The 19,977-nt window shown below is 59.2% G+C and carries 15 protein-coding genes; 5 read left to right on the forward strand and 10 right to left on the reverse strand.

Translation table 11 applies throughout. The features are described 5' to 3' along the window. Positions 1–43 precede the first annotated feature (43 nt). The 6 genes from KTF55_RS00320 to KTF55_RS00345 all read right to left on the reverse strand — a co-directional run bounded on the left by KTF55_RS00320 (position 44) and on the right by KTF55_RS00345 (position 7,892). On the reverse strand, positions 44–1,486 hold the full coding sequence (locus KTF55_RS00320) for a PTS transporter subunit EIIC (RefSeq protein ID WP_217107678.1): 1,443 nt from the start codon (positions 1,484–1,486) through the stop codon (positions 44–46). A 193-nt stretch (positions 1,487–1,679) separates the two neighbouring features. Further along, positions 1,680–2,798 (reverse strand): neutral/alkaline non-lysosomal ceramidase N-terminal domain-containing protein, encoded by a 1,119-nt coding sequence (locus KTF55_RS00325; RefSeq protein WP_217107677.1) that lies wholly within the window; start codon positions 2,796–2,798, stop codon positions 1,680–1,682. An 18-nt stretch (positions 2,799–2,816) separates the two neighbouring features. Beyond that, positions 2,817–4,064, reverse strand: a complete 1,248-nt coding sequence (locus KTF55_RS00330) for a hypothetical protein (RefSeq protein ID WP_217107676.1) — start codon at positions 4,062–4,064, stop codon at positions 2,817–2,819. A 26-nt stretch (positions 4,065–4,090) separates the two neighbouring features. After that, positions 4,091–5,125: an amidohydrolase family protein gene (locus KTF55_RS00335; RefSeq protein WP_217107675.1), complete on the reverse strand. Its 1,035-nt coding sequence runs from the start codon at positions 5,123–5,125 to the stop codon at positions 4,091–4,093. A 226-nt stretch (positions 5,126–5,351) separates the two neighbouring features. Then, a complete protein-coding gene (locus KTF55_RS00340; protein WP_117637011.1) occupies positions 5,352–6,833 on the reverse strand; it encodes an aminotransferase class I/II-fold pyridoxal phosphate-dependent enzyme in 1,482 nt (493 codons plus the stop codon). 201 nt (positions 6,834–7,034) lie between these two features. Beyond that, a complete protein-coding gene (locus tag KTF55_RS00345) occupies positions 7,035–7,892 on the reverse strand; it encodes a LysR family transcriptional regulator (protein ID WP_226790406.1) in 858 nt (285 codons plus the stop codon). A gap of 118 nt (positions 7,893–8,010) precedes the next feature. On the opposite strand from KTF55_RS00345, the gene KTF55_RS00350 reads away from it, so the two are divergent. After that, positions 8,011–8,922: a DMT family transporter gene (locus tag KTF55_RS00350; protein ID WP_217107673.1), complete on the forward strand. Its 912-nt coding sequence runs from the start codon at positions 8,011–8,013 to the stop codon at positions 8,920–8,922. A 138-nt stretch (positions 8,923–9,060) separates the two neighbouring features. After that, positions 9,061–11,310, forward strand: a complete 2,250-nt coding sequence (locus KTF55_RS00355) for a KUP/HAK/KT family potassium transporter (RefSeq protein ID WP_217107672.1) — start codon at positions 9,061–9,063, stop codon at positions 11,308–11,310. A gap of 79 nt (positions 11,311–11,389) precedes the next feature. Here the strand turns inward: KTF55_RS00355 and bsh are convergent, their stop codons facing one another. Together bsh and KTF55_RS00365 are read right to left on the reverse strand one after the other, a co-directional pair. Then, positions 11,390–12,355, reverse strand: coding sequence for a choloylglycine hydrolase (gene bsh / locus KTF55_RS00360; protein ID WP_055310022.1), 966 nt, complete (start codon positions 12,353–12,355; stop codon positions 11,390–11,392). Between the two features lie 135 nt (positions 12,356–12,490). Next, positions 12,491–12,910 (reverse strand): peptide deformylase, encoded by a 420-nt coding sequence (locus KTF55_RS00365; protein ID WP_217107671.1) that lies wholly within the window; start codon positions 12,908–12,910, stop codon positions 12,491–12,493. Positions 12,911–13,103: 193 nt separating this feature from the next. Between KTF55_RS00365 and KTF55_RS00370 the strand changes: the two genes are divergently transcribed. From KTF55_RS00370 to KTF55_RS00380, 3 genes are all read left to right on the forward strand, one after another. Continuing rightward, the gene (locus KTF55_RS00370; protein ID WP_217107670.1) at positions 13,104–14,417 is read left to right on the forward strand and encodes an NCS2 family permease; all 1,314 of its coding nucleotides are present in this window, start codon (positions 13,104–13,106) and stop codon (positions 14,415–14,417) included. 207 nt (positions 14,418–14,624) lie between these two features. Beyond that, positions 14,625–16,406 (forward strand): hypothetical protein, encoded by a 1,782-nt coding sequence (locus tag KTF55_RS00375; protein ID WP_217107669.1) that lies wholly within the window; start codon positions 14,625–14,627, stop codon positions 16,404–16,406. Positions 16,407–16,613: 207 nt separating this feature from the next. After that, positions 16,614–17,279 carry an alpha/beta hydrolase gene (locus tag KTF55_RS00380; protein ID WP_217107668.1) on the forward strand — a complete coding sequence of 222 codons (666 nt, stop codon included), beginning with the start codon at positions 16,614–16,616 and terminating at the stop codon, positions 17,277–17,279. A gap of 61 nt (positions 17,280–17,340) precedes the next feature. Here KTF55_RS00380 and KTF55_RS00385 read toward each other — a convergent pair whose 3' ends face one another. Together KTF55_RS00385 and KTF55_RS00390 are read right to left on the reverse strand one after the other, a co-directional pair. Further along, complete coding sequence (locus KTF55_RS00385) at positions 17,341–18,675, reverse strand: uracil-xanthine permease family protein (protein WP_217107667.1); 1,335 nt, start codon at positions 18,673–18,675, stop codon at positions 17,341–17,343. A 122-nt stretch (positions 18,676–18,797) separates the two neighbouring features. Beyond that, a complete protein-coding gene (locus KTF55_RS00390) occupies positions 18,798–19,931 on the reverse strand; it encodes a 5-methyltetrahydropteroyltriglutamate--homocysteine S-methyltransferase (protein ID WP_226790408.1) in 1,134 nt (377 codons plus the stop codon). Positions 19,932–19,977: the final 46 nt, after the last annotated feature.

Below are 19,977 nucleotides of genomic sequence, written 5' to 3' on the forward strand. Positions count from 1 at the left end.
ACGTCGCCGTCCGAGGCATATTTAGTTAAAGTGCGCAGAAAGACTAGTCCACCGAGATGTTGAGTGCCTTACCGCCCTCGTCCTTCTTGGTACCGATCGCCATAGCGGCGACAAGAGCCAGAACGAAAGCGACCACACCGGAGATGACAAGGCCGATAAAGCCCGTGTCGATGCCGGCAGGGTTAATAAAGCTCGGGAAACCGAGCGGGCCGGAGGCGCCGAAGGCATAGAGCTTGGCACCCATGAGGCCGGCAATGGCGCCGCCTACACCAGCGGAAATAAAGGTTGCCCACATAAGGCGCTTACGCGGCAGCAAGATGGCGTAAAGCGCAGGCTCGTTGACACCGAAAATCGAAGAGACAAGGGCGGGAATGTTGACGGCAGCATTTTCCTCGGAGTCCTTGGTTCGGATGATCATGCCAAGCACAGCGCCGGCGATGGCACAACCGCCTGCATACACGAGCGGGTTAATGAGGTCATAGCCGTAGGTTGCGACATCGAGGAACCACAGCGGGATGATGCCCCAGTGCAGGCCGAACATGACGAGCAGGCTCCAGAACGTGCCGATGACGAAGCCGGCGATGGCGAGTTGGAAGTTGATGAGCATCAGAATGATCTGGGCAACGATGTTGGAGAGGACCGTCATGACCGGACCGACCACAAGCAGGCCAAGGATGCCGCAAATGAGGAGCGTCAGGATGTTGGAGAAGAACGAGCTCACAAGCGCGGGCAGCGCGTTAGAAAGGGCCTTGTGCACCTTGGAGGCAATCCAGACGATAAAGATCGCAGGCAGAATCGTCGATGAGTAATTCTGCATGATCAGCGGGATGCCAAAAATATCACCGTAGACATTGGACTCGAAGACCGTACCGGCGCCGAGCGTGTAGAGCGGATCTCCGCCCATAAGGGCAACGAGCGTCGGATAGACGAGGATACCGCCGAGCGCCATTCCCATAACGGGCTTAAGTCCGAACTTCTTGGCCGACGTCCAGCCAATGATTAGCGGAAAGTAATAGAAGACCGAATCTCCGATTGCCGAGAGCGTCACATACGTATCGCTGTCCTTGGCAAGCCAACCGGCAACCGTGCAGAGCGCGAGCATCGACTTGATAAAGCCACCGGCCATAAGCACGCCAAGAACCGGTTGCAGAATCTCGGAGATGATGGCCAGCAGACGCGAGAATGGATCGCCCTTTTTGACGTCGTCGCCTTCATCGATATCGAGTGCGGGTTTGGAGTCGAACCCGCCAATCTGAACAAGGTCGTTGTAGACGGCCTCGACAGTGGCACCAATCACGACCTGATACTGTCCGCCGGCCTGGATGACGTCAACGACGCCCTTCGTCGCCTTAAGCTCATTGGTCTGGGCGAGCGATTCATCCTTGAGGTGGAAGCGGAGACGCGTAATGCAGTGGCTCACGTCTAACACATTGTCTCGACCACCGACCTTTGTGATGATTTCATCGCAAAGCTTCTGGTATTTCATGGAATTCTCCTTTTTCTGAGCGGGGTATAGCATCGATTTCATGCCTCCGTAGTCGACGTGGGAGGGCAAGGAACCCACTTCCCCCTTTGAAATCCGCGGACGCACGTACGCCCGGGATGCGAAACGGCAGAGAAGATGGAAGATGCCGATCACATGGCGGCGAGCCTCATTGGCCCATGTCACGCAATCAGGTCTACAAACGCGAATCTGCTGCGCCGAGAAGTCTCGTCGTCTGGCAGAACTTGTCACACAGACGTTCCGGTTCGCCCTGGGGAATCTGAGTACGCTCGGTCTCAAAGGAGAGGCCGTACTCGCGTGCCGGAAGGAAATACTCGAAATAGCCGTTGGTGTAACCGCAAACTATTCCCTCGACCGGGCATTCGCGCTTCATGCGAATACCCAAGTCGCTGCCGAGCTCACTCGGGAACACAAAGAGATGCAGGCCGCCCAAACTGATGACGGCACACTTAAGCGTGAGCGAAAAGTCGTCATGGGCAACGGTGTGATAGAACGTCTGAGGCTCGATGCGGTCGAGAACGACCTCGCGATCGAGCTTGATCTGGGAAATCGCCTCGGCAAGACCGGTCGAAACGCGCTCGACCTCGGGAATGCCGCGTCCCTGGCGAAAATTGCGGTCGCTACAGTCGCCAGCAGCACCGACGACCATGGCCGGATAGTAACCAAGACTCTGAGCGAGCTTTTTGCCGGTGAGACCGGCGAGTTCGCTCGTGAGCTCCGTGCAGTCGGGTCCGACGCAAGCGGAATGCACCGCCCAGTTCACAAAGCCCGCAAATGGCTTGCCTTCGGTATCGAAGAACGATACGACAATGACCTCATTGTCGGCGAGTTCACCTGGGATGATGCGGTTGTCGTAGAAACCGGTGATGACCCGCTTGCCCAAGCGACAAATCGCGGGCTGTGCGTTGGCGCGGCACTCCTCAAAGCATTGGCAAATGGTATCGAGGAACCAGCGGTAGTAGTTCTCGTCGAACTTTCCCGTCCACCAGCTGCGGTGGTAAGCGACGATTGAAGTATGGTCGTGCGTCGCCGAGAGCAGGACGCAATCACGGTCAATGCCGTAGCGCTCGGCGAGCATTGTCTTGACTTCCTCGGCCATGCTTTCCTCGAACTCGAGGACATCGGCATTAAAGAGAAACACTTCACGTTCGCCTTGCTGGAAGAGAATGGCGTTGGCGAAGACGTCGTCATGGACGCCCGTCGCAGGTTCAAGACGGTTGGGAAGATTGCGGTAGCCAATCAGGTAGATGTCGCCCTGTGGGGTGATTTTGCGGCGCGCGTGTCCAATGTTCATGCACGTTCTCCTTCTGTGTCACGCCGCATTCAAGGCGGCAATGATGATTTCGACGAGGCGCTCATGGGATCCGGCGGCAAAACCGGAGTTCATGGCCTCATAGGTGATCTTTTCGTACGCGTCGGGAGCCGGTAGGTACTTCTGTCCGCCGTTGACGAGCGTGGCAAAGAACACAGAGCCGGACCGAGCGGCGCGCACAGTGGCGCCGAATGCACTCGAGACCTCGGGTTGTACGCCGACAAGCTCGACGTTTCCCAGTCGGAGCAGATAGACCCTCGTGCGCTGCTCGCCAGCGGCATGAAACTCATACGTTCGGTGCGGAGCCAAAGAGTGAAAATCGGCGCGTGTCTGAGCGGGCAGGAGAACGTCGACCGTGCGGGCATCGATGCCGGTAGCGTCATCCTCACGCGCCATGCGAGCGGTCTCGATTAAAGCATCGCCCAAGGCCTGCCCCTGCTGGTGCAGCATGCGGTATCCGTCCTCATGGGCATCGACCGTCTGCTTAACGCCGGCCGCATCGAACATGACGTTCATGGCGCGCTCCGCCGGACTTTGGTCGCCCGCGGCGCCTGGCAGCAACAGGGCAACGCCGCCCAGCTCGCGCTCGAGTGACATGGCGGCAAAACCAAAGAGGTCTCCGCTCGCCATGCGCCTCCCCTCGGAGTCGCGCGACCCGTCGAGCACGGAGGACTGAACGTCCGCCGTCGCGAGCACGGCAACATACTCGCCCCCGGCATCCCTTATGGCGAGTACGGGCATCGTGTGGTCGGCAAACCCCCTGGGATTCGAGCCCAACCACCAGCCGGCAGGCGTCTCGATGTCGCGATTAACGTTCACGGGGCATTCGCCCTCCACAGTGGCGAGAGTGACGGAGCGAATGCCCGCAACAGCGCGCTCGACAGCCGTGCGGGCGGCAGCGACGAGTGCTGCGCGATAGCGCTCGTTGCGATTGCGGGTAGCATCGTCGGCAAGATGCCCGGGAGTGCGGACGTGAGGCATGGAAAACGTGTGGGTAGGAACCACCCAAGAATAAGCACCGCTGCAATTGGCGGCATCCTCAACAATCTCACGCAGATCGGCGAGTAGAGCCGGAGCGATCGAGGTGACCTCAAGCGAAAGGACGCAGGCGCGTCGCCCCGTTCCCTCGATGATAAGGGCACGGGCGAAGACCTCATGACGGAGTTCGTCGAAACCGTCGAACGGCAACACGTCCCCAAGATCGATGGCCACACGAGCGGCCCCAGCCCTCATCTCTCCTTCGTCCATGGCAGATACTCCCCTCTGATTGCCGCTCACTCGACACCGTACAGTTGCTGCGCTGTACCGCCAAGCACAAGGTCGCTGTCTGTATCGCTCAGATTTGCAGCGCGAACGCAGGCGACACCCTCGGTGAGCCACTCGCGTTTAACGGGATAGCTCGTGCCAAAAACAATATGGTCTGCACCCAGCACGTCAACCGCACAGGCGAGGAGTGTCTTGCCCCAAGGCTGAGCATGGGACATGTCGAAATAGATGTTGTTCTCGAGGTGCCTGGAAACGGTCTCGGTATCGACCTGAAAACGGCCAGAAGCATCAGGGCGCTTGGGGCCATGAGGCAGCAGCATCTCCTTGAACGCAAAGTATGCGCCGCCGAGCATGGAGTGGACCATCTTGATATTGGGGTAGCGCTCAAAGAAATCACCAAAGATCTCTCGGCCGATCGCCGTAGTTTGGTCGACGCAGCGGCCATAAGAGCGGCGAAGGTTGTCGTACGCGAGAAGCGACTCGTTCTCGACCGGCACGGGAACATGGTGCACGTAAACGGTGACATGGCGTTCGTTCAGGTGCTCGAAAAAGCTCGAGAAGACCTGGTCGTCGAGATAGCGCTTGCCGTAGTGAGCGCAGAGCTGCACACCCGCAAAACCATCGTCGAGCCTGCGGTCGAGCTCCTCCAAATTCGCTTTGGTGCCAAAGGGCGGCACAGCGACAAGCGGAATCAGACGGCCACTTGACGCCTTCGCGTCAGCAGCCATACCGTCGTTGAAACGCCGGCACATCTCGAGCGACATCCACTCGTGACAGCCGGGGAGCTTGAGGATCGCCTTGTCGACCCCCGCCTCATCCATATCGGCCAAGCGCTTCTCGAGGGTGTAGTCGCCCTCAATGTAGTTAAGACCCGGAGAACCGGCGGGCATCTCGATCACGATCTGTCGTTTGCCGGCGGAATTCATGGTCAGATAGCCTTCGGTGTCATAGGCGCGGGGTACCTCGGCCAAAAACTGTTCGCAGAGCGTCTCGTCATGAAAGATGCGCTCGTCGAACCAGTAGGAATTTGCATCGATAATCATTGGTTGGAACCGCCTTTCATCTTGTTGAAAACATTCTAGAAAAGCAGATACCCGGACATCAATTCCAGCTTAAGCCCATTGTATTCCATTTTGGAATAGAACTAGCCGCTCACGCGCGAACCTCGCCCGCTCAACGAGACAAGCGCTAACAGCACGGGCTTAGACAGAAAACGGTCGGCCCGCATCCGTTGCGGGCCGACCGTTTCATTACAGGCTACCTTTGCCGTTACGCCTGGCGGTAATGGTCAAAGAAGTCGGCGAGGTCTTCGAGGGACTCTTTGAGTACTTCCATGCGCGGCAGGTACACGATACGGAAGTGGTCGGGCTCAGCCCAGTTGAAGCCGCCGCCGCGCGTGATCAGGATCTTCTTCTCGTGCAGCAGGTCAAGGGCGAACTGCTCGTCATCGGTGATGTTGAACTTCTTCACATCCATCTTGGGGAAGATGTAGAACGCCGCGCGCGGCTTAACCACCGAGATGCCGTCAATCTTGTTAAGCGCCTCATACACAAAGTTGCGCTGCTCGTAGACACGGCCGCCAGGACGGATGTAGTCGTTAACGGACTGATGACCACCGAGTGCCGTCTGAACGATCGACTGAGCCGGCACGTTGGAGCACAGGCGCATGTTGGAGAGCATGTTGATACCCATGATGAAGTCGCTCATGCAGCGCTGGTTGCCCGAAAGCACCATCCAGCCAATACGATAGCCCGCAATCATGTGCGACTTGGAAAGGCCGCTAAAGGTGACACAGGGCAGATCGGGAGCGAGCGAGGCAATCGAGACGTGCTCATAGCCGTCCATGCACAGGCGGTCGTAAATCTCGTCTGCAAAAATCATGAGCTGGTGCCTGCGCGCAACCTCAACGATGCCCTCGAGCACCTCACGCGGATAGACGGAACCCGTGGGGTTGTTAGGGTTGATGATGACGAGGGCTTTGGTCGCGCTCGTGATCTTGGACTCCATATCCTCCAGGTCGGGATACCAATCCGCCTGCTCATCACACAAATAATGTACGGGATGACCGCCGGCAAGGGTTGCGCACGCCGTCCAGAGCGGATAGTCAGGGCTGGGGATCAGAATCTCGTCGCCATTGTCGAGCAGCGCGTTCATCGAAAGCTGAATGAGCTCGGACACGCCGTTGCCCGTGTAGATATGCTCCATCTGAACGTTGGGCAGGCCCTTGATCTGCGAATACTGCATGATCGCCTTGCGCGCGGAGAACAAGCCGCGCGAGTTGGAATAGCCTTCGCAGTCGGGCAGCTGCTGGCGCATGTCCTTGATGACCTCGTCGGGCGTGCGGAAACCGAAGGGCGCCGGGTTGCCGATATTGAGCTTGAGGATGCGCTCGCCCTCGTCCTCCATACGGGCAGCCTCGTCGACGACGGGACCGCGCACGTCATACAGGACGTTATCGAGCTTGGTGGATTTAGAAAAAGTACGCATGGTGGTGCTCCTTGCAATTTGAGCTGAGGGATGGGGTTCGGGCTTGGAATCGTTGCGGGGTGATGATGCCTCGCCTTGATCGGCGTCGCCGGCAAGCAGCCAGGTAACATCGACCTCCAAAATACGGGCGAGCAGCTCAGCCACATCGCGCCGCGGGATCGTCTTGCCGCTCACATATTGGCTCATCTGACTCTTGCCGAGTTTTTTGCCGAGCATCTCCGATGCGCGGATTACGTCCGACTGGCGAACGTCGCGATCGGACATAGTCTGTCGCAGGCGATCGCTAAACGTCTCTTGGGCCACTAGAACCTCCTTGCTGGCAAAGTTCAATTTATAGAATACGAATTGAACCAAGGTTCAATTTAGGCAGCAGTATAACGCGGCACCTCATTCGAAAGTTCAATTTCATAAGAAAATGCACCAGACTCTGAGATTTGCCCAAAGTGGGCAATGACGCGCACACGTTTAGAGGTATTCGAGGAAACGGGCGGCGGCAAGCGAAACATCGGCCGTTCGATATATCGCATTGATCTGCCGATGAGGATGTCCCTCGAGCGGACGCACGGCAACATCGAACTGACAGCGACGCAAGATGAGCGCGGGAAGAATGCTAACGCCCAGGCCGTCCTCGACCATAGCCATAATCGCATAGTCATCCCAGGTCGACAGCTTAGAGCGCACCGCCAGGCCCGCGCGGCGAAACAGCGGCGTAATCTCGTCGTCGCTACCGCGTTCCAGCAGGATAAACTGCTCGTTGGCCAAATCGGCAAGGGAAACGACCTCCGCGGTGGCAAGCGAGGAGTCCGCTGGCACCACGGCCATCAGCTCGTCTTGCACCAACGGTCGCGACGCCATGCCGGCGCCGCGTGGCTCGCGCGGAATAAAGCCCAGGTCGCAGCGACCTTCCGCCACCCATTGTTCAATCTCTGAGTAATCGCCCATCAGCAACTCATAATCGACGTCCGGATGATCGGCGCGAAAGCGCGCAATCACCGGCGGCAGCACGTGGGTCGCCACACTCGAAAACGTACCGATGCAGATTTTGCCGCGCATGAGTCCACGCATCTCATCCACCCGTCGCTGCAAGCGAGTGAATTCCTCGCAGAGCGCCTCGACAGCCGGCATGACCTGCCGCCCGTCGGCAGAAAGAGCCACGCCCTCGCGACTGCGGTCGAGCACCTTAAAACCCCAGTCGGCCTCAAGATCGGCCACCATACGGCTCACGCCCGACTGCGAATAGCTCAGGCGCTCGGCAGCACGCGTAAAGCTTCCGGCGCGCACCGTCTCCAGCAGCACCTGCATCTTTTGGATATTGGTCTCCACGGCACGTCCCCACCCTTGCATGAGTTTTTGTCATGTTTTCCATGCATTATATTCGCTTTTCTTCTAAAGCCAGTTCACCCATAGTGAACATGTTCGGATATAGAGGGGATGTCAGCGCATGAACAACGGACTGTTTACATACTTAGCAGCATTACTGTTGTTTGGCTCTAACGGCATCATCGCCGCAGCTATCGCACTGCCGAGCTCCGATATCGTGCTGCTGCGCACTTTTCTGGGAGCCCTCTCGCTTTTAACCATCCTCGCCACTACCCAACACCATAAGTTGCAGGCGCCATCTCGTCCCCGCGAAGCCGCGGCCCTCCTCCTCTCGGGAGCTGCGCTGGGCGCCAGCTGGATTTTTCTGTTCCGCGCCTACCAGACGATCGGCGTCGGCGTATCCTCGCTGCTGTACTACTGCGGCCCCATCATTGTCATGGCGCTCTCCCCGCTCATCTTTGGCGAAAAGCTGACCGGCGGCAAAATCGCCGGCTTTGTCGCCGTCGCCTGCGGTGCTTTTCTTATTGCAGCGCAAGGTCTAGGCGGCAATATGCCCATTGCGGGCATCGTCTGTGGAATCGCCTCGGCCTTCTGCTATGCATTGATGGTCATCGCTAGCAAGGGTGCGCCGCACATCGAGGGCCTCGAGAACTCCACGCTCCAGGTGTGCGCCGCCTTTGTGACCGCACTGGTCCTCACGCTCATCACGCAGGGCGCTCCCTCATTCCTGTCCGCCGGTATCGCCGCCAGTATTGATTGGCGCGCCGTCGCTATGCTCGGCGTCGTCAACACCGGCATCGGTTGCCTGCTCTACTTTAGCGCCGTCGCCAAGCTGCCCGTCCAGACCGTCGCTGTCGTCGGCTACCTCGAGCCGCTTTCGGCGGTCGTGTTCTCGGCCGCCCTTTTGGGTGAAGCCATAACACCGGTCCGCCTGATGGGCGCCGCGCTTATCATCGGCGGCGCGATTTTTTGCGAACTCGCCGGCAAACGCGCAAACGCCAAGGCTGGCATCGCCCAGACAGCACGTGCTTAAAAGCCCTGCTTTGAAATGCTACCTGCATAGATAAATAATCCCCAGCGGAGGATTATTGTCTAAAATAACCCGATGTGCCAAACTGCTCTTGTATGTATAAAGACGGCATAAAGTTTTTTGTCCTAGACAGATAACCGGATGCCTAAGGGAGTCCTCGTGGCACACAACAAACTGGAGGCAAACCTCCAAGACCAGCGCGGGCAAGGCGGGCACGGAGCCATCCCCCTCTCCGCTGGCATGCTGCTCGTAACGCTCGGCGTCGTCTATGGCGACATCGGCACGAGCCCCATGTACACCATGAAATCAATCGTCGCCAACAACGGCGGCATCGGTACCGTCAGCGAGGACATGATCCTGGGCGCGCTTTCGCTCGTCATCTGGACCATGACGCTCGTGACCACGGTCAAGTACGTGGTAATCGCCATGAAGGCCGACAACCACAACGAAGGCGGCATCTTCGCCCTGTTCAGTCTCGTGCGCAAGGTGGCGCCATGGCTGATTCTCCCCGCCATGATCGGCGGCGCGGCACTGCTTGCCGACGGCATCCTCACCCCCGCCGTCACGGTCACCACAGCCATCGAGGGTCTGCGCACCATAGAATGGGGCCATGCGCTGCTGGGCGACGGCCAAACCAACGTCATCATCATTACCATCATCATTATCTGCGGTCTGTTTGCCATGCAGCGCGCCGGCACCTCGTCAATCGGCAAACTGTTCGGCCCGCTTATGACGCTATGGTTCCTGTTCCTGGCGGGCGCCGGTCTGTTCAACATGCTCGGCAACCTGTCCATCTTGCGCGCACTCAACCCCATCCGCGGCATCATGTTCCTGTTCTCGCCCATCAACCACTCGGGCATCATGGTGCTCGGCTTTGTCTTTCTGTCGACGACCGGCGCCGAGGCGCTCTATTCGGACATGGGTCACGTGGGCAAGGCTAACATTTACGCATCCTGGCCGTTCGTAAAGGCAGCGCTCATCCTTAACTATCTGGGTCAGGGCGCTTGGCTGCTCGCCAGCAACTCCAATCCCCAGATGCTCGCGATGGACATCGTCAACCCGTTCTACATGATGCTTCCCGAGCCCCTGCGCCCCTTTGCCATCGTGCTTTCAGCCGTGGCGGCCATCATCGCCTCGCAGGCGCTCATCACCGGCTCGTTCTCGCTGGTATCCGAGGCAACGCGTCTCAACCTTATGCCGCATCTGCGCATTCACTACCCCAGCGACACCAAGGGCCAGCTCTATATTCCGCTCGTCAACAACATCATGTGGGTCGGCTGCATCTTCATCGTGCTGCTATTCCAGAACTCTGAGCGCATGGAAAGCGCCTATGGCCTCGCCATCACCGTGACCATGCTCATGACCACCACACTGCTGACGAGCTATATCGCCGGCATCCTCAAGCACAAGCTGGGTGCTTGCGTCTTCGCCCTGCTCTTTGGTGCCATTGAGCTGTGCTTCTTCGCTTCGTGCCTCACCATGTTCTTTGACGGCGGCTACGTCATGATCTTCCTGGCCGCGCTGCTGTTTGGCCTTATGTATGTGTGGCGCCGCGGCACCGCCATCGAGCGCACGCAAACGATCCTGCTGCCCGTCTCCAAGTACATCGATCAGCTCAACCGCCTGCGCAACGACGAGACCTATCCCGTGCTCGCTGACAATCTGGTATTTCTCACCAACAGCCCCGACCCGCTCACGCTCGACCGCGACGTGCTCTATTCCATCCTGGACAAGCACCCCAAGCGCGCCAAGGCATATTGGTTCATCAACGTGCACGTTACCGACGAGCCCTATACGCACGAATATTCCGTTGAGACCTTTGGCACAGACTTCCTGTTCCGGGTGCGCTTGGACCTGGGCTTTAAGGTCAATCAGCGCATCAACGCCTACCTGCGCCAGATCGTTGGCGACCTGATGGCATCGGGTGAGTTGCCGCCGCAGCATCACACCTACTCTATCTACGAGACACGCGGCAACGTGGGCGACTTCCGTTTTTGTATGCTGCGCAAGATGCTTGCCCCCGAAACGGACATCAACCGCAACGACCACCGTGTGATGGCCATCAAGTACGCCGTCCGCCGCGCCTGCGGAAGCCCGGCACGTTGGTATGGTCTCGAGAACTCGGCCATCATCATTGAGTACGTACCGCTTTTTGCCCGCATGCGTCCGGCAGTCAAACTCATTCGCACCCAGGTGCCGCTCGAGATCCTGATCGAAGAGGCCGAGGAAATGGAAGTCGACATCTTCTCGGACGACCTGGTCAACGGCAACGAAGCCGGTAAGAGTATGAACGTCGATCCCACCGAGCTGCTCGAGAGCGTCGCCGATACGCCCGAACAGCAACAGCTCGACGGCCTCGAGAGCGAACAACTCAACGACGCCAACTTCTAGCGACGTCACAAATCGACGACAGCGGCCCTGCATCTCACGGGAGACGCAGGGCCGCTTTGCATTGCAGTAAAGCTAACGGCTACGAACGACGCGGCTCGGGAACCACGAGCCTATCGGGGCTCGCGCCCTCGGCATCCATCAGGCTCACGTAGCGAATCGACGGATCCCCATACATCGCGTAGTAATAATTCCCCGTGCGCGCGCTAAAGCATCCGGTATAGATAGTCTTCTCGAACTTGCCATCGCCCATCCTGGACGCCCCCTCAATCATCACCACGCCCTCGAGTGAACGGAACATGCGGACGACGTTTTCGGTCTCGCTCTCCTTTTGCGGGTAATTGGCATTGAGGTACGCCGCCTTTACAAAACGGCTCGGCGAATAGCAGTCACCCGGAATACCGCGCATGCCGGCACCCGCGCCATAGGGCTTGAGCTCGGCGCCACGCCATGTCGCCGTCTGCGGAAAATCGCTTGTGGCCGTGATATAGGTGCGCAGGTTTTCCATGTGCCACGGGAAGGTGGGCTGATTGGCAAGGGTGTCGACCGGATCGTCGTATACATGCAGGCCGTCAGCCATCATCTCGACCACGATGCTACGCTGGCTGTCGCCGATAATCCAATGGAGCAGCGACACGCCCAGCCCCTCTCCGGCAGATTTGGCGACAATCACCGTATCGCGCAGCGCAGCCTCGACCTCGTCGACCGTCGAGAACGTCGCTGCCACCCACAGGGGAAACTCATAGGCCGCGATATTGGTCTTTCCATCAACCGGTCCCTCGGCATACTCGGCATAACCCGGGAAATTGAGGCCCGCCACGGCGAGGCCCGCATCGTTGCCGCAATCGAAGAACATAGGGTAGTTCTTGTAATCGATGCACATACCGATCACCGCGTGTGCCGCTGTCGCGTCGTCGATAAACGAATACGGAATGTGGAACCCGCGCGGCATCACGCGAACCTGTTGGCCGTAGTCAAAGCTCCAGTCGAGGTTGCGGCCCAGATACATGTGACCAGAATTATCGGTAAATCGAATGCTCGTACACATAGCGCCTCCCAGCTTTACGTTCCTGCTAAGGTTATTGTCTCCAAACAAAAAGGCGCTAAACACAAAAGCCCGGACATGACAACAACGTCATACCCGGGCTCAAAGACCGCAAATTCGGTCCCCAATTGAACCGCTCTAGACGAGTTTGCCTAAGCAGTGATCAATCATGTGTTGAATCATTTGAGCCTCGAAGCCCACAAAGTCCTGCTTGCGCTCGCGCATCTTGCCGTCGACGATCACGTCAAAGGCAACCTTGCACTTGATGTAGCGCGTGGACTTGGTGATCTCCTCGTGCGTCAGGCAGCTCTCCTCCATCTTGCTGGCGCCCAGGCCAAACACCAGACGGGGGTTGTAGAGCACGTGGGGCTCGCCGGCGTCGTCCAGATAGACGCAGACCTTCTTGGTAACGCCAATCTGGTTAGCGGCAAGGCAGCCGGCATCGTCGAGCGACTTGATGGTATCGATCAGGTCCTGTGCCACCGACTCGTCCTCGACGGTCGCGACCTCGCAACGCTGAGACAGAATAGCCTCGTCGTGGCAGAGCTCTTTAATCATACGTTCCTCCATAGGGGTCGTTGTAACTGCTTAAGTATACGGTACCTACACATTTTCATACGGAAAATACCGCCCGTCCGCTACAAAGCGCCGAACATCAACATGTGAGGAACAGCAAGGTTGTAAAGGCGATATAGTGAGTGAGTTCGTGTCAATCGGCCTAAACTCGGGGCCGAACAAGGAAAGGGTATACATGGACGAACTATTTCACGTCAGCGAGCGCAAGTCCACAATCGGGACTGAACTTCGCGCTGGACTGACAACGTTCCTGGCGATGGCCTACATCATTGCCGTCAACCCCGCGGTGCTCTCGGGCGCCGGCATCGATGCGGGAGCGCTCGCCTGCGCCACTTGCCTGGGCGCCGGCATCATGACCATCTGCATGGGCGTCTTCGCCAACCGCCCGCTCGCCTGCGCGTCGGGCCTGGGCATCAACGCCATGATCGCGGGCATCGCCACCACCATGTGCGGCGGTGACTGGCACGTAGCCATGAGCGTTATCTTCCTCGAGGGTATCGTCATCTTGCTGCTCGTCCTTTGCGGCCTGCGCGAGGCCATCATGGATGCCATCCCTGTGGTCCTGCGCCACGCCATCTCGGTTGGCTTGGGTCTGTTCATCGCCATGATCGGCCTGTGCGACGCCGGCATCATCACCGCTGGCGCCGGTACGCTCGTCGGCCTGGGCGACATCGCCTCCCCCACCTTTATCGTCGGCATCATCTCCATCGTCGTGACGGTTGCCCTGGCTTCCCGCAACGTGCCGGGCTCGCTGCTCATCGGCATCATCGTCGCCGTTATCGCCGGTATCCCGCTGGGCGTCACCCATGCGCCCGAGGGCCTTATCGCCCCGCTCAACTTCTCGACCTTTGGCGCCCCGTTTGCCAGCACCGCCGATGGCAACATGGCCATCGTGAAGGTTCTGACCGACCCGATGCTGCTCGTCGTCGCCTTCTCGCTGCTCATGAGTGACTTCTTCGACACCATGGGCACCGCGATGGCCGTCGCCAAGCAGGGCGAGTTCCTGACCGAGGACGGCAATGTCGAGGACATCCGTCCCATCCTGGTCGTCGACTCCGTGGCTGCTGCTGCCGGTGGCTTTATGGGCGTCTCCTCCATTACCACCTTCGTCGAGTCTACCTCTGGCGCTGCCGACGGTGGCCGCACGGGCCTCACCTCCGTCACCACCGGCGTGCTGTTCATTCTCGCCGCGTTCTTCTCCCCCATCGTCACCATCGTCTCCAGTGCCGCCACCTGCGGTGCTCTGGTCTACGTCGGCTACCTCATGATGAGCGAGGCCTCCGAGATCGACTGGTCCGATGTGTCGCAGGGTTTCCCGGCGTTCATGATTGTCGCCGGCGTGCCCTTTACCTACTCCATCTCTGCCGGCATTGGCCTAGGCTTTATCGCCTACGTGATCGTCGCGCTCTTTAAGGGCGAGGCCTCCAAGATCAAGCCGCTCATGTGGATCGCAGCCCTCGCCTTCCTCGTCTACTTCTTTGTAGCGTAGCGGCAAAGCTGCCAAAGCAGAACACCAAAGCGCGGAATCGCATCGAGCGGCTCCGCGCTTTTCTTTTAAAGCCAGGCAACGCACGGACGCGCGATGTATTGCTTCCCGAGTTTTGGACATTTTGCCCTCCAAACGGCACTACCGCCGGCTACATCCTGCAGATATGCTGGGCGTAGTCGCATAGGCCCTATGAGGATGGGAGTAACCATGGCCGCCTTGTTCACGACCCCCAAGCGCAATGACAAAACCTCTGGAGCCCATTTTGTCGAGCCCGACGTGCGCCGTCGCACGCTGCTCGCACACGGCAGCTGGCGCCGCGTGACACGCCGCATCGTCGTGGGCGCCGTGTGCGCGCTCACGGCAAGCTCGCTGCTCATGCCGAGCGTCTCGCTCGCAGCGGAATGGGTCAAGGTCGGCGGCAACAAGTACAACACCGCGGCGAGCGACGAGGCCGGTACGTGGTCGTGGGACGGCGCCGACGACTTGAAGCTCAACAACTATAACGGCGGCGAGATCCAGGCCGCAGGCAAGCTCAACGTGAATTACTCGGGAACCAACATCGTCACTGCCGAATGGATCGAAAGCATCAACGTTTCTCATGGCACTAACGAGAATGCCGAGCTCAATATCCAAGGCGACGAGGGCGGCACGCTCAGCGTGACATCTACTGAGGACGCTATCCTCTCCACGGGTAATATCAACATCGACGGAGCCGGATCCGTCAACGCCACGAGCACTGGGTTTGATGCCATCAATGCCGGAGGTGATCTCGCTATCAAAGGTTCGGGCAACGTCAACGCCACGGGTACATCGGATGGCATCAGGGCAAACGGCAATATCACGATTGACGACAGCGGAGCCGTCACCGCCAGGGCTACCAAGGACAAGGGTATTGGAGCCGACAAGAACCTCACCATCAAGGGTGGCGGGACGGTCGAGGCAAGCTCAGCCGATGGTGAGGCCCTTTGGAGCGGCGGCAATATCAACATCTCGGACGGCAGCCAGGTCAAGGCAAGCTCCGAGGGATATCATGCCGTCGACACTGAGGGCAGTCTCGCGGTCACGAACGCCTCCCTTGACGCAAGCGGTGTTGAATATGGCGTCTATGCCCACAAGGGCATTACGCTCGATCACGCGACCGTGACGGTCCGTACCAGCGCGAACGGCGGCCAGGCCATCGCCCTCATCACTGACGGGGGCGACATCGACATCAAGAACGGCTCCACCGTGGACGCGTTTGCGGAAGGCGAGGTTTCGGCTGCATTCTCCACCAGAAACAATCGACCCAACGAGAAGGGCGGCCACATCTACATCAGCGACTCCGTTGTCAAGGCCATAGCCCGCTATGTCGAGAACGGCGACGGCCCCATCCCCTACAGCGAAAACCAAGATGGCGAGACGAGGCGCGAACCCCAAGGCGAGAACATCGGCATCATCGCCCAGACCAGCGAGGGCGTCACACCCGCAGTCATCTCGATCATCCGCAGCAAGGTAACGGCCGAAGGAGATACAGCGGCAATCTTTGCCCGTGCCATGAGCGCTGACGGCAAGACAATCGGCACCATCAAGATTGAGAACGCCGCCATCCAGACGCCCGAAGGCGGCAAGGTCATTGACTATCGCAAGCTCCGTGACGGCATCTACGAGGCAGGCCAAGCCATCGGCACGGGCGACGTCACGGTCGACTCCCTCTATATCAAAGCAGTCGCCAAAAGTACGACCATCGCACCTCCCGAGGTAGCCAAGCCGGAAGACCCCAAGCCCGACGAGACCAAGCCCGCAGAAAGCCAGCCCGCGGAGTCCAAGCAGAACCCCAAGCCTGAGGGCTCAAAGCCGACCAAGGCCGTTGCGGCTTCAACCACGAAAGCCAAGACTACCGGCAAGCTCGCGGCAACCGGCGACGCCTCGAGCGCAGCCATCGTGGCAGCCGCCCTTGCGGGAACAGCCGCCATCGCCGCAGGCGCCGTGGTGAGCCGCAAGCGTTCTTAGACGCCTCTGCGCACACGGCAGCTCCCGCGAAGGCCCCGAGCCCCAGCACCGTTTAACAACGCCACCGCCGAGCTCCCCTCCGGCGGTGGCGTTTTCCATATGCGTCCGCAGGGGATGCACGAGATTGTCTTTGGTCTAGCCCAACCGGCATACGCTGGCGTGCGACAATTGGGGCTGCCGATATCACAACACTGAGAGAAGCCCGTCATGGAAGCGCATCAAAAGCAGATAACCGTTTATTCGAATCATACGGAAAGCGCGCCTGTCATCTACCTTCCTGTGGTCGTGGGCGACGGCAGCGAGGTTTATAAGTGTTGCCGAGAGCTCGACTGTCCGCCATTCGCCCTCGTCACCATTGGCGGGCTCGATTGGAATCGCGAGCTGAGCCCCTGGGCATGCGACGGAACCGTACGCGATGCCGAGCCTTTCGGCGGCCAAGCTGCCGATTTTCTTGATGAGCTGCTGAATCAGATAATCCCCCAGGTCGAGTCGTCGCTTCCTCAGCCGCCCACCTGGCGCGGCATTGCCGGTTACTCGCTCGCGGGCCTCTTCGCACTCTGGTCCCTCTGGCAAACCGACGCCTTTGACCGCGCCGCGAGCGCATCGGGGTCGCTATGGTTTCCCGACTTTGTCGACCGTGCCAGCACGGCCCCTTTTGCCAGCAGCCCGCAAGCCGTCTACCTGTCACTCGGCAAAAAGGAAACCAAGACGCCCAACCGCATGATGCGGCATGTACTCGACGACACACGCGCGATGGAAGCGTTGCTCGTCGAGCGCGGCATTCCAACAACGCTGGAGCTCAACCCCGGCAATCACTTTGCCCAAACCGACTTGCGCATGGCCCGCGGCATACACTGGATACTGACACATTAAAAATGGTGCCCACACGCATATACGCATGGGCACCATATCTTGTTTTAGCTGAACGCAGCTGCTACTCAGCAGCCTCCTCAAGCTCGGAGACATCAAACTCAAAGTCGTTACCCGGCAGGATGGCGTTGAGCACGATGCCCACCAGCGAGCCCACGGCAAGGCCGGAAAGCGAAATCGTCACGCCACCCAACTCCAGCACGATGGCACCGGCGGTGCTGTACGCAATGCCGAGCGAAAGCACGAGCACCAAAGCCGCAACCAACACGTTGCGGTTGTTTTGGAAATCGACCTGGTTCTCGATGAGGTTGCGAACGCCCACGGCGCTGATCATGCCGTAGAGCACGAGCGACACTCCGCCGATTACACACGCCGGTATGGCGGCGATGACCGCGGCGAACTTGGGGCAGAACGAAAGCACAATGGCGCAGCACGCGGCGATGCGAATCACACGCGGGTCGAACACGCGCGTCAGGGCGAGCACGCCAGTGTTCTCACCATACGTAGTGTTGGCCGGAGCGCCAAAGAGCGAAGCCAGAATCGTGGCAAGACCATCACCGAGCAGTGTGCGGTGCAGGCCGGGGTCGGCGATGTAGTTACGCTCGCAAGTGGAGCCGATAGCGGAGATATCACCGATATGCTCGATCATGGTCGCAAAGGCCAGCGGCATGATGGTGATGATGGCCGTCGTGGCAAGACCGCTATCGAACTGCGGCCCAAAGAGCGCAAACACGGTGTTGTCCCACACGATGGGCAGACCGACCCACGGAGCGGCGGCAACGCCCGAGAAATCAACCTCGCCGAGCGCAGCCGCAACGGCATAGCTCACCACAACGCCCAGCAAAATCGGCACGATCTTGACCATGCCGCGACCCCAAATGTTGCAGATCACGATAACGGCAACGGCAATAACAGCCACAAGCCAATTGGTCTGGCAGTTGGCAATGGCGGAGCTCGCCAGAATCAAGCCGATGGAAATGACGATGGGGCCCGTCACCACCGGCGGAAAGAAGCGCATGACGCGCTTGGCGCCAAAGGCGCGGAACAGGGCCGCCAGCACCGGATAGAGCAGACCGGCGCAGGCTACGCCCAGGCAGGCGTAGGGCAAAAGCTCGGTCTCGCCGTTGGGCGCGATTGCGGCATAACCGGCAATAAAGGCAAACGATGAGCCCAAAAATGCCGGCACCTTACCGCGCGACAGGAAGTGGAACAGCAGCGTGCCCAAGCCGGCAAACAAAAGCGTTGCCGATACCGAGAGGCCGGTGAGCACGGGCACCAGCACGGTGGCGCCAAACATGGCAAACAGGTGCTGTAGGCCGAGCAGGAACATGCGCGGGCGGCCGAGCGACGATGCGTCGTAGATGGCATCGCTGACGGCGGGCGTCGAGGACTGGGACATGGATGTCCTTTCGAATGGAAGGGCGATCAGGCATATCGGATAACCTGCCCGAACGATACGATCCGAACCATTGTACGCGATACACTATGCCTCGCACGCGCCGCCACCTGCAAACACTAGCGCTATTTCCAAACGCGCTCGGCAATGCGCTTGACCAGCGCGATCTTTGCCCACTGTTCATCCTCGGTCAGTTTGTTGCCGATCTCGCAGCTGGCAAAGCCGCACTGGGGCGACAGGTACAGGTTCTCGAGCGGTACGTACTTTGCCGCTTCGTGGATGCGCTCGACGATGGCATCCTCGTCCTCGAGCTCTGGCGCCTTGGTGGTCACCAGGCCCAGCACGACCTTCTTGCCGGGAGCGACGTACTTGAGCGGCTCAAAGCCACCGGCGCGCGGCGTATCAAACTCAAGATAGAACGCGTCGACATCCTCGCGCGCAAACAGGTACGGCGCAATGGGATCGTAACCACCCTCGAAGGCATACGTGGAGTGATAGTTGCCGCGGCACACGTGCGTGTTGATGACCAGATCGTCGGGCTTGCCCGCGATAGCGGCATTGTTGAGTGCCACGCCCAGCTCGCTCACCTTTTGCAGGTCAACCGGGCTCATGCCGGTCTTGGACACAAAGTCGCTATCGCAATAGATGCCCCAGGTGCAGTCATCAAATTGGATGTTGCGGCAGCCTGCGGCATACAGGTCGGCAATCACGGTGCGATATGCCGCGGCGATGGCATCGGCGAGCTCTTCGTCGGTCTTGTAGACGGCGCGCAGACTCTCCTGCTGACCATCGCAGCGGTCGAGCGTGACTTCGGAGAACGTCTGAATCGGCGCCGGAATGGTCTGACGCGCGACCTGGCCCTCCCCCTCAAGCGCCTTGACAAACTTGAAGTGCTCGACGAACGGATGGTTCTCGCCGCTGATGGGACCGGTTACAACAGCGGTGTCGGCGGTAGTCTCCTCATCGTGGAACATATAGCCCGTACGAGAGGCACGATGCTCGACGCCGTTAAGCCCCCACATAAAGTCGAGATGCCAATAGCTGCGGCGGAACTCGCCATCGGTGATCACCTGCAGGCCGGCGGCCTTTTGCTTAGCCACCAAATCGCGAATGGCCTCGTCCTCGACGGCCTTAAGCCCCTCGGCATCAAGCGTGCCTGCTGCATAGGCAGCGCGGGCGTCCTTTACGGTCTGCGGACGAAGAAAGCTGCCGACGATATCGGCGCGAAACGGCGCGTTCGGTTGAATCGAAGTGCTCATAGATATCTCCCTTTGCATTGGTTGCTTTACTGGGACACAGTATGAG

Origin of the sequence: Collinsella sp. MSK.8.10 (assembly GCF_019041915.1) — a bacterium.
Lineage (GTDB): Bacteria > Actinomycetota > Coriobacteriia > Coriobacteriales > Coriobacteriaceae > Collinsella.

Bases quoted from the DNA above. Each gene is read 5' to 3' on its own strand.
- KTF55_RS00320 (WP_217107678.1), bottom strand. From the start codon at position 1,486: ATGAAATACCAGAAGCTTTGCGATGAAATCATCACAAAGGTCGGTGGT.
- KTF55_RS00325 (WP_217107677.1), bottom strand. From the start codon at position 2,798: ATGAACATTGGACACGCGCGCCGCAAAATCACCCCACAGGGCGACATC.
- KTF55_RS00330 (WP_217107676.1), bottom strand. From the start codon at position 4,064: ATGGACGAAGGAGAGATGAGGGCTGGGGCCGCTCGTGTGGCCATCGAT.
- KTF55_RS00335 (WP_217107675.1), bottom strand. From the start codon at position 5,125: ATGATTATCGATGCAAATTCCTACTGGTTCGACGAGCGCATCTTTCAT.
- KTF55_RS00340 (WP_117637011.1), bottom strand. From the start codon at position 6,833: ATGTCCGATCGCGACGTTCGCCAGTCGGACGTAATCCGCGCATCGGAG.
- KTF55_RS00350 (WP_217107673.1), top strand. From the start codon at position 8,011: ATGAACAACGGACTGTTTACATACTTAGCAGCATTACTGTTGTTTGGC.
- KTF55_RS00355 (WP_217107672.1), top strand. From the start codon at position 9,061: ATGCCTAAGGGAGTCCTCGTGGCACACAACAAACTGGAGGCAAACCTC.
- bsh (WP_055310022.1), bottom strand. From the start codon at position 12,355: ATGTGTACGAGCATTCGATTTACCGATAATTCTGGTCACATGTATCTG.
- KTF55_RS00365 (WP_217107671.1), bottom strand. From the start codon at position 12,910: ATGATTAAAGAGCTCTGCCACGACGAGGCTATTCTGTCTCAGCGTTGC.
- KTF55_RS00370 (WP_217107670.1), top strand. From the start codon at position 13,104: ATGGACGAACTATTTCACGTCAGCGAGCGCAAGTCCACAATCGGGACT.
- KTF55_RS00375 (WP_217107669.1), top strand. From the start codon at position 14,625: ATGGCCGCCTTGTTCACGACCCCCAAGCGCAATGACAAAACCTCTGGA.
- KTF55_RS00380 (WP_217107668.1), top strand. From the start codon at position 16,614: ATGGAAGCGCATCAAAAGCAGATAACCGTTTATTCGAATCATACGGAA.
- KTF55_RS00385 (WP_217107667.1), bottom strand. From the start codon at position 18,675: ATGTCCCAGTCCTCGACGCCCGCCGTCAGCGATGCCATCTACGACGCA.
- KTF55_RS00390 (WP_226790408.1), bottom strand. From the start codon at position 19,931: ATGAGCACTTCGATTCAACCGAACGCGCCGTTTCGCGCCGATATCGTC.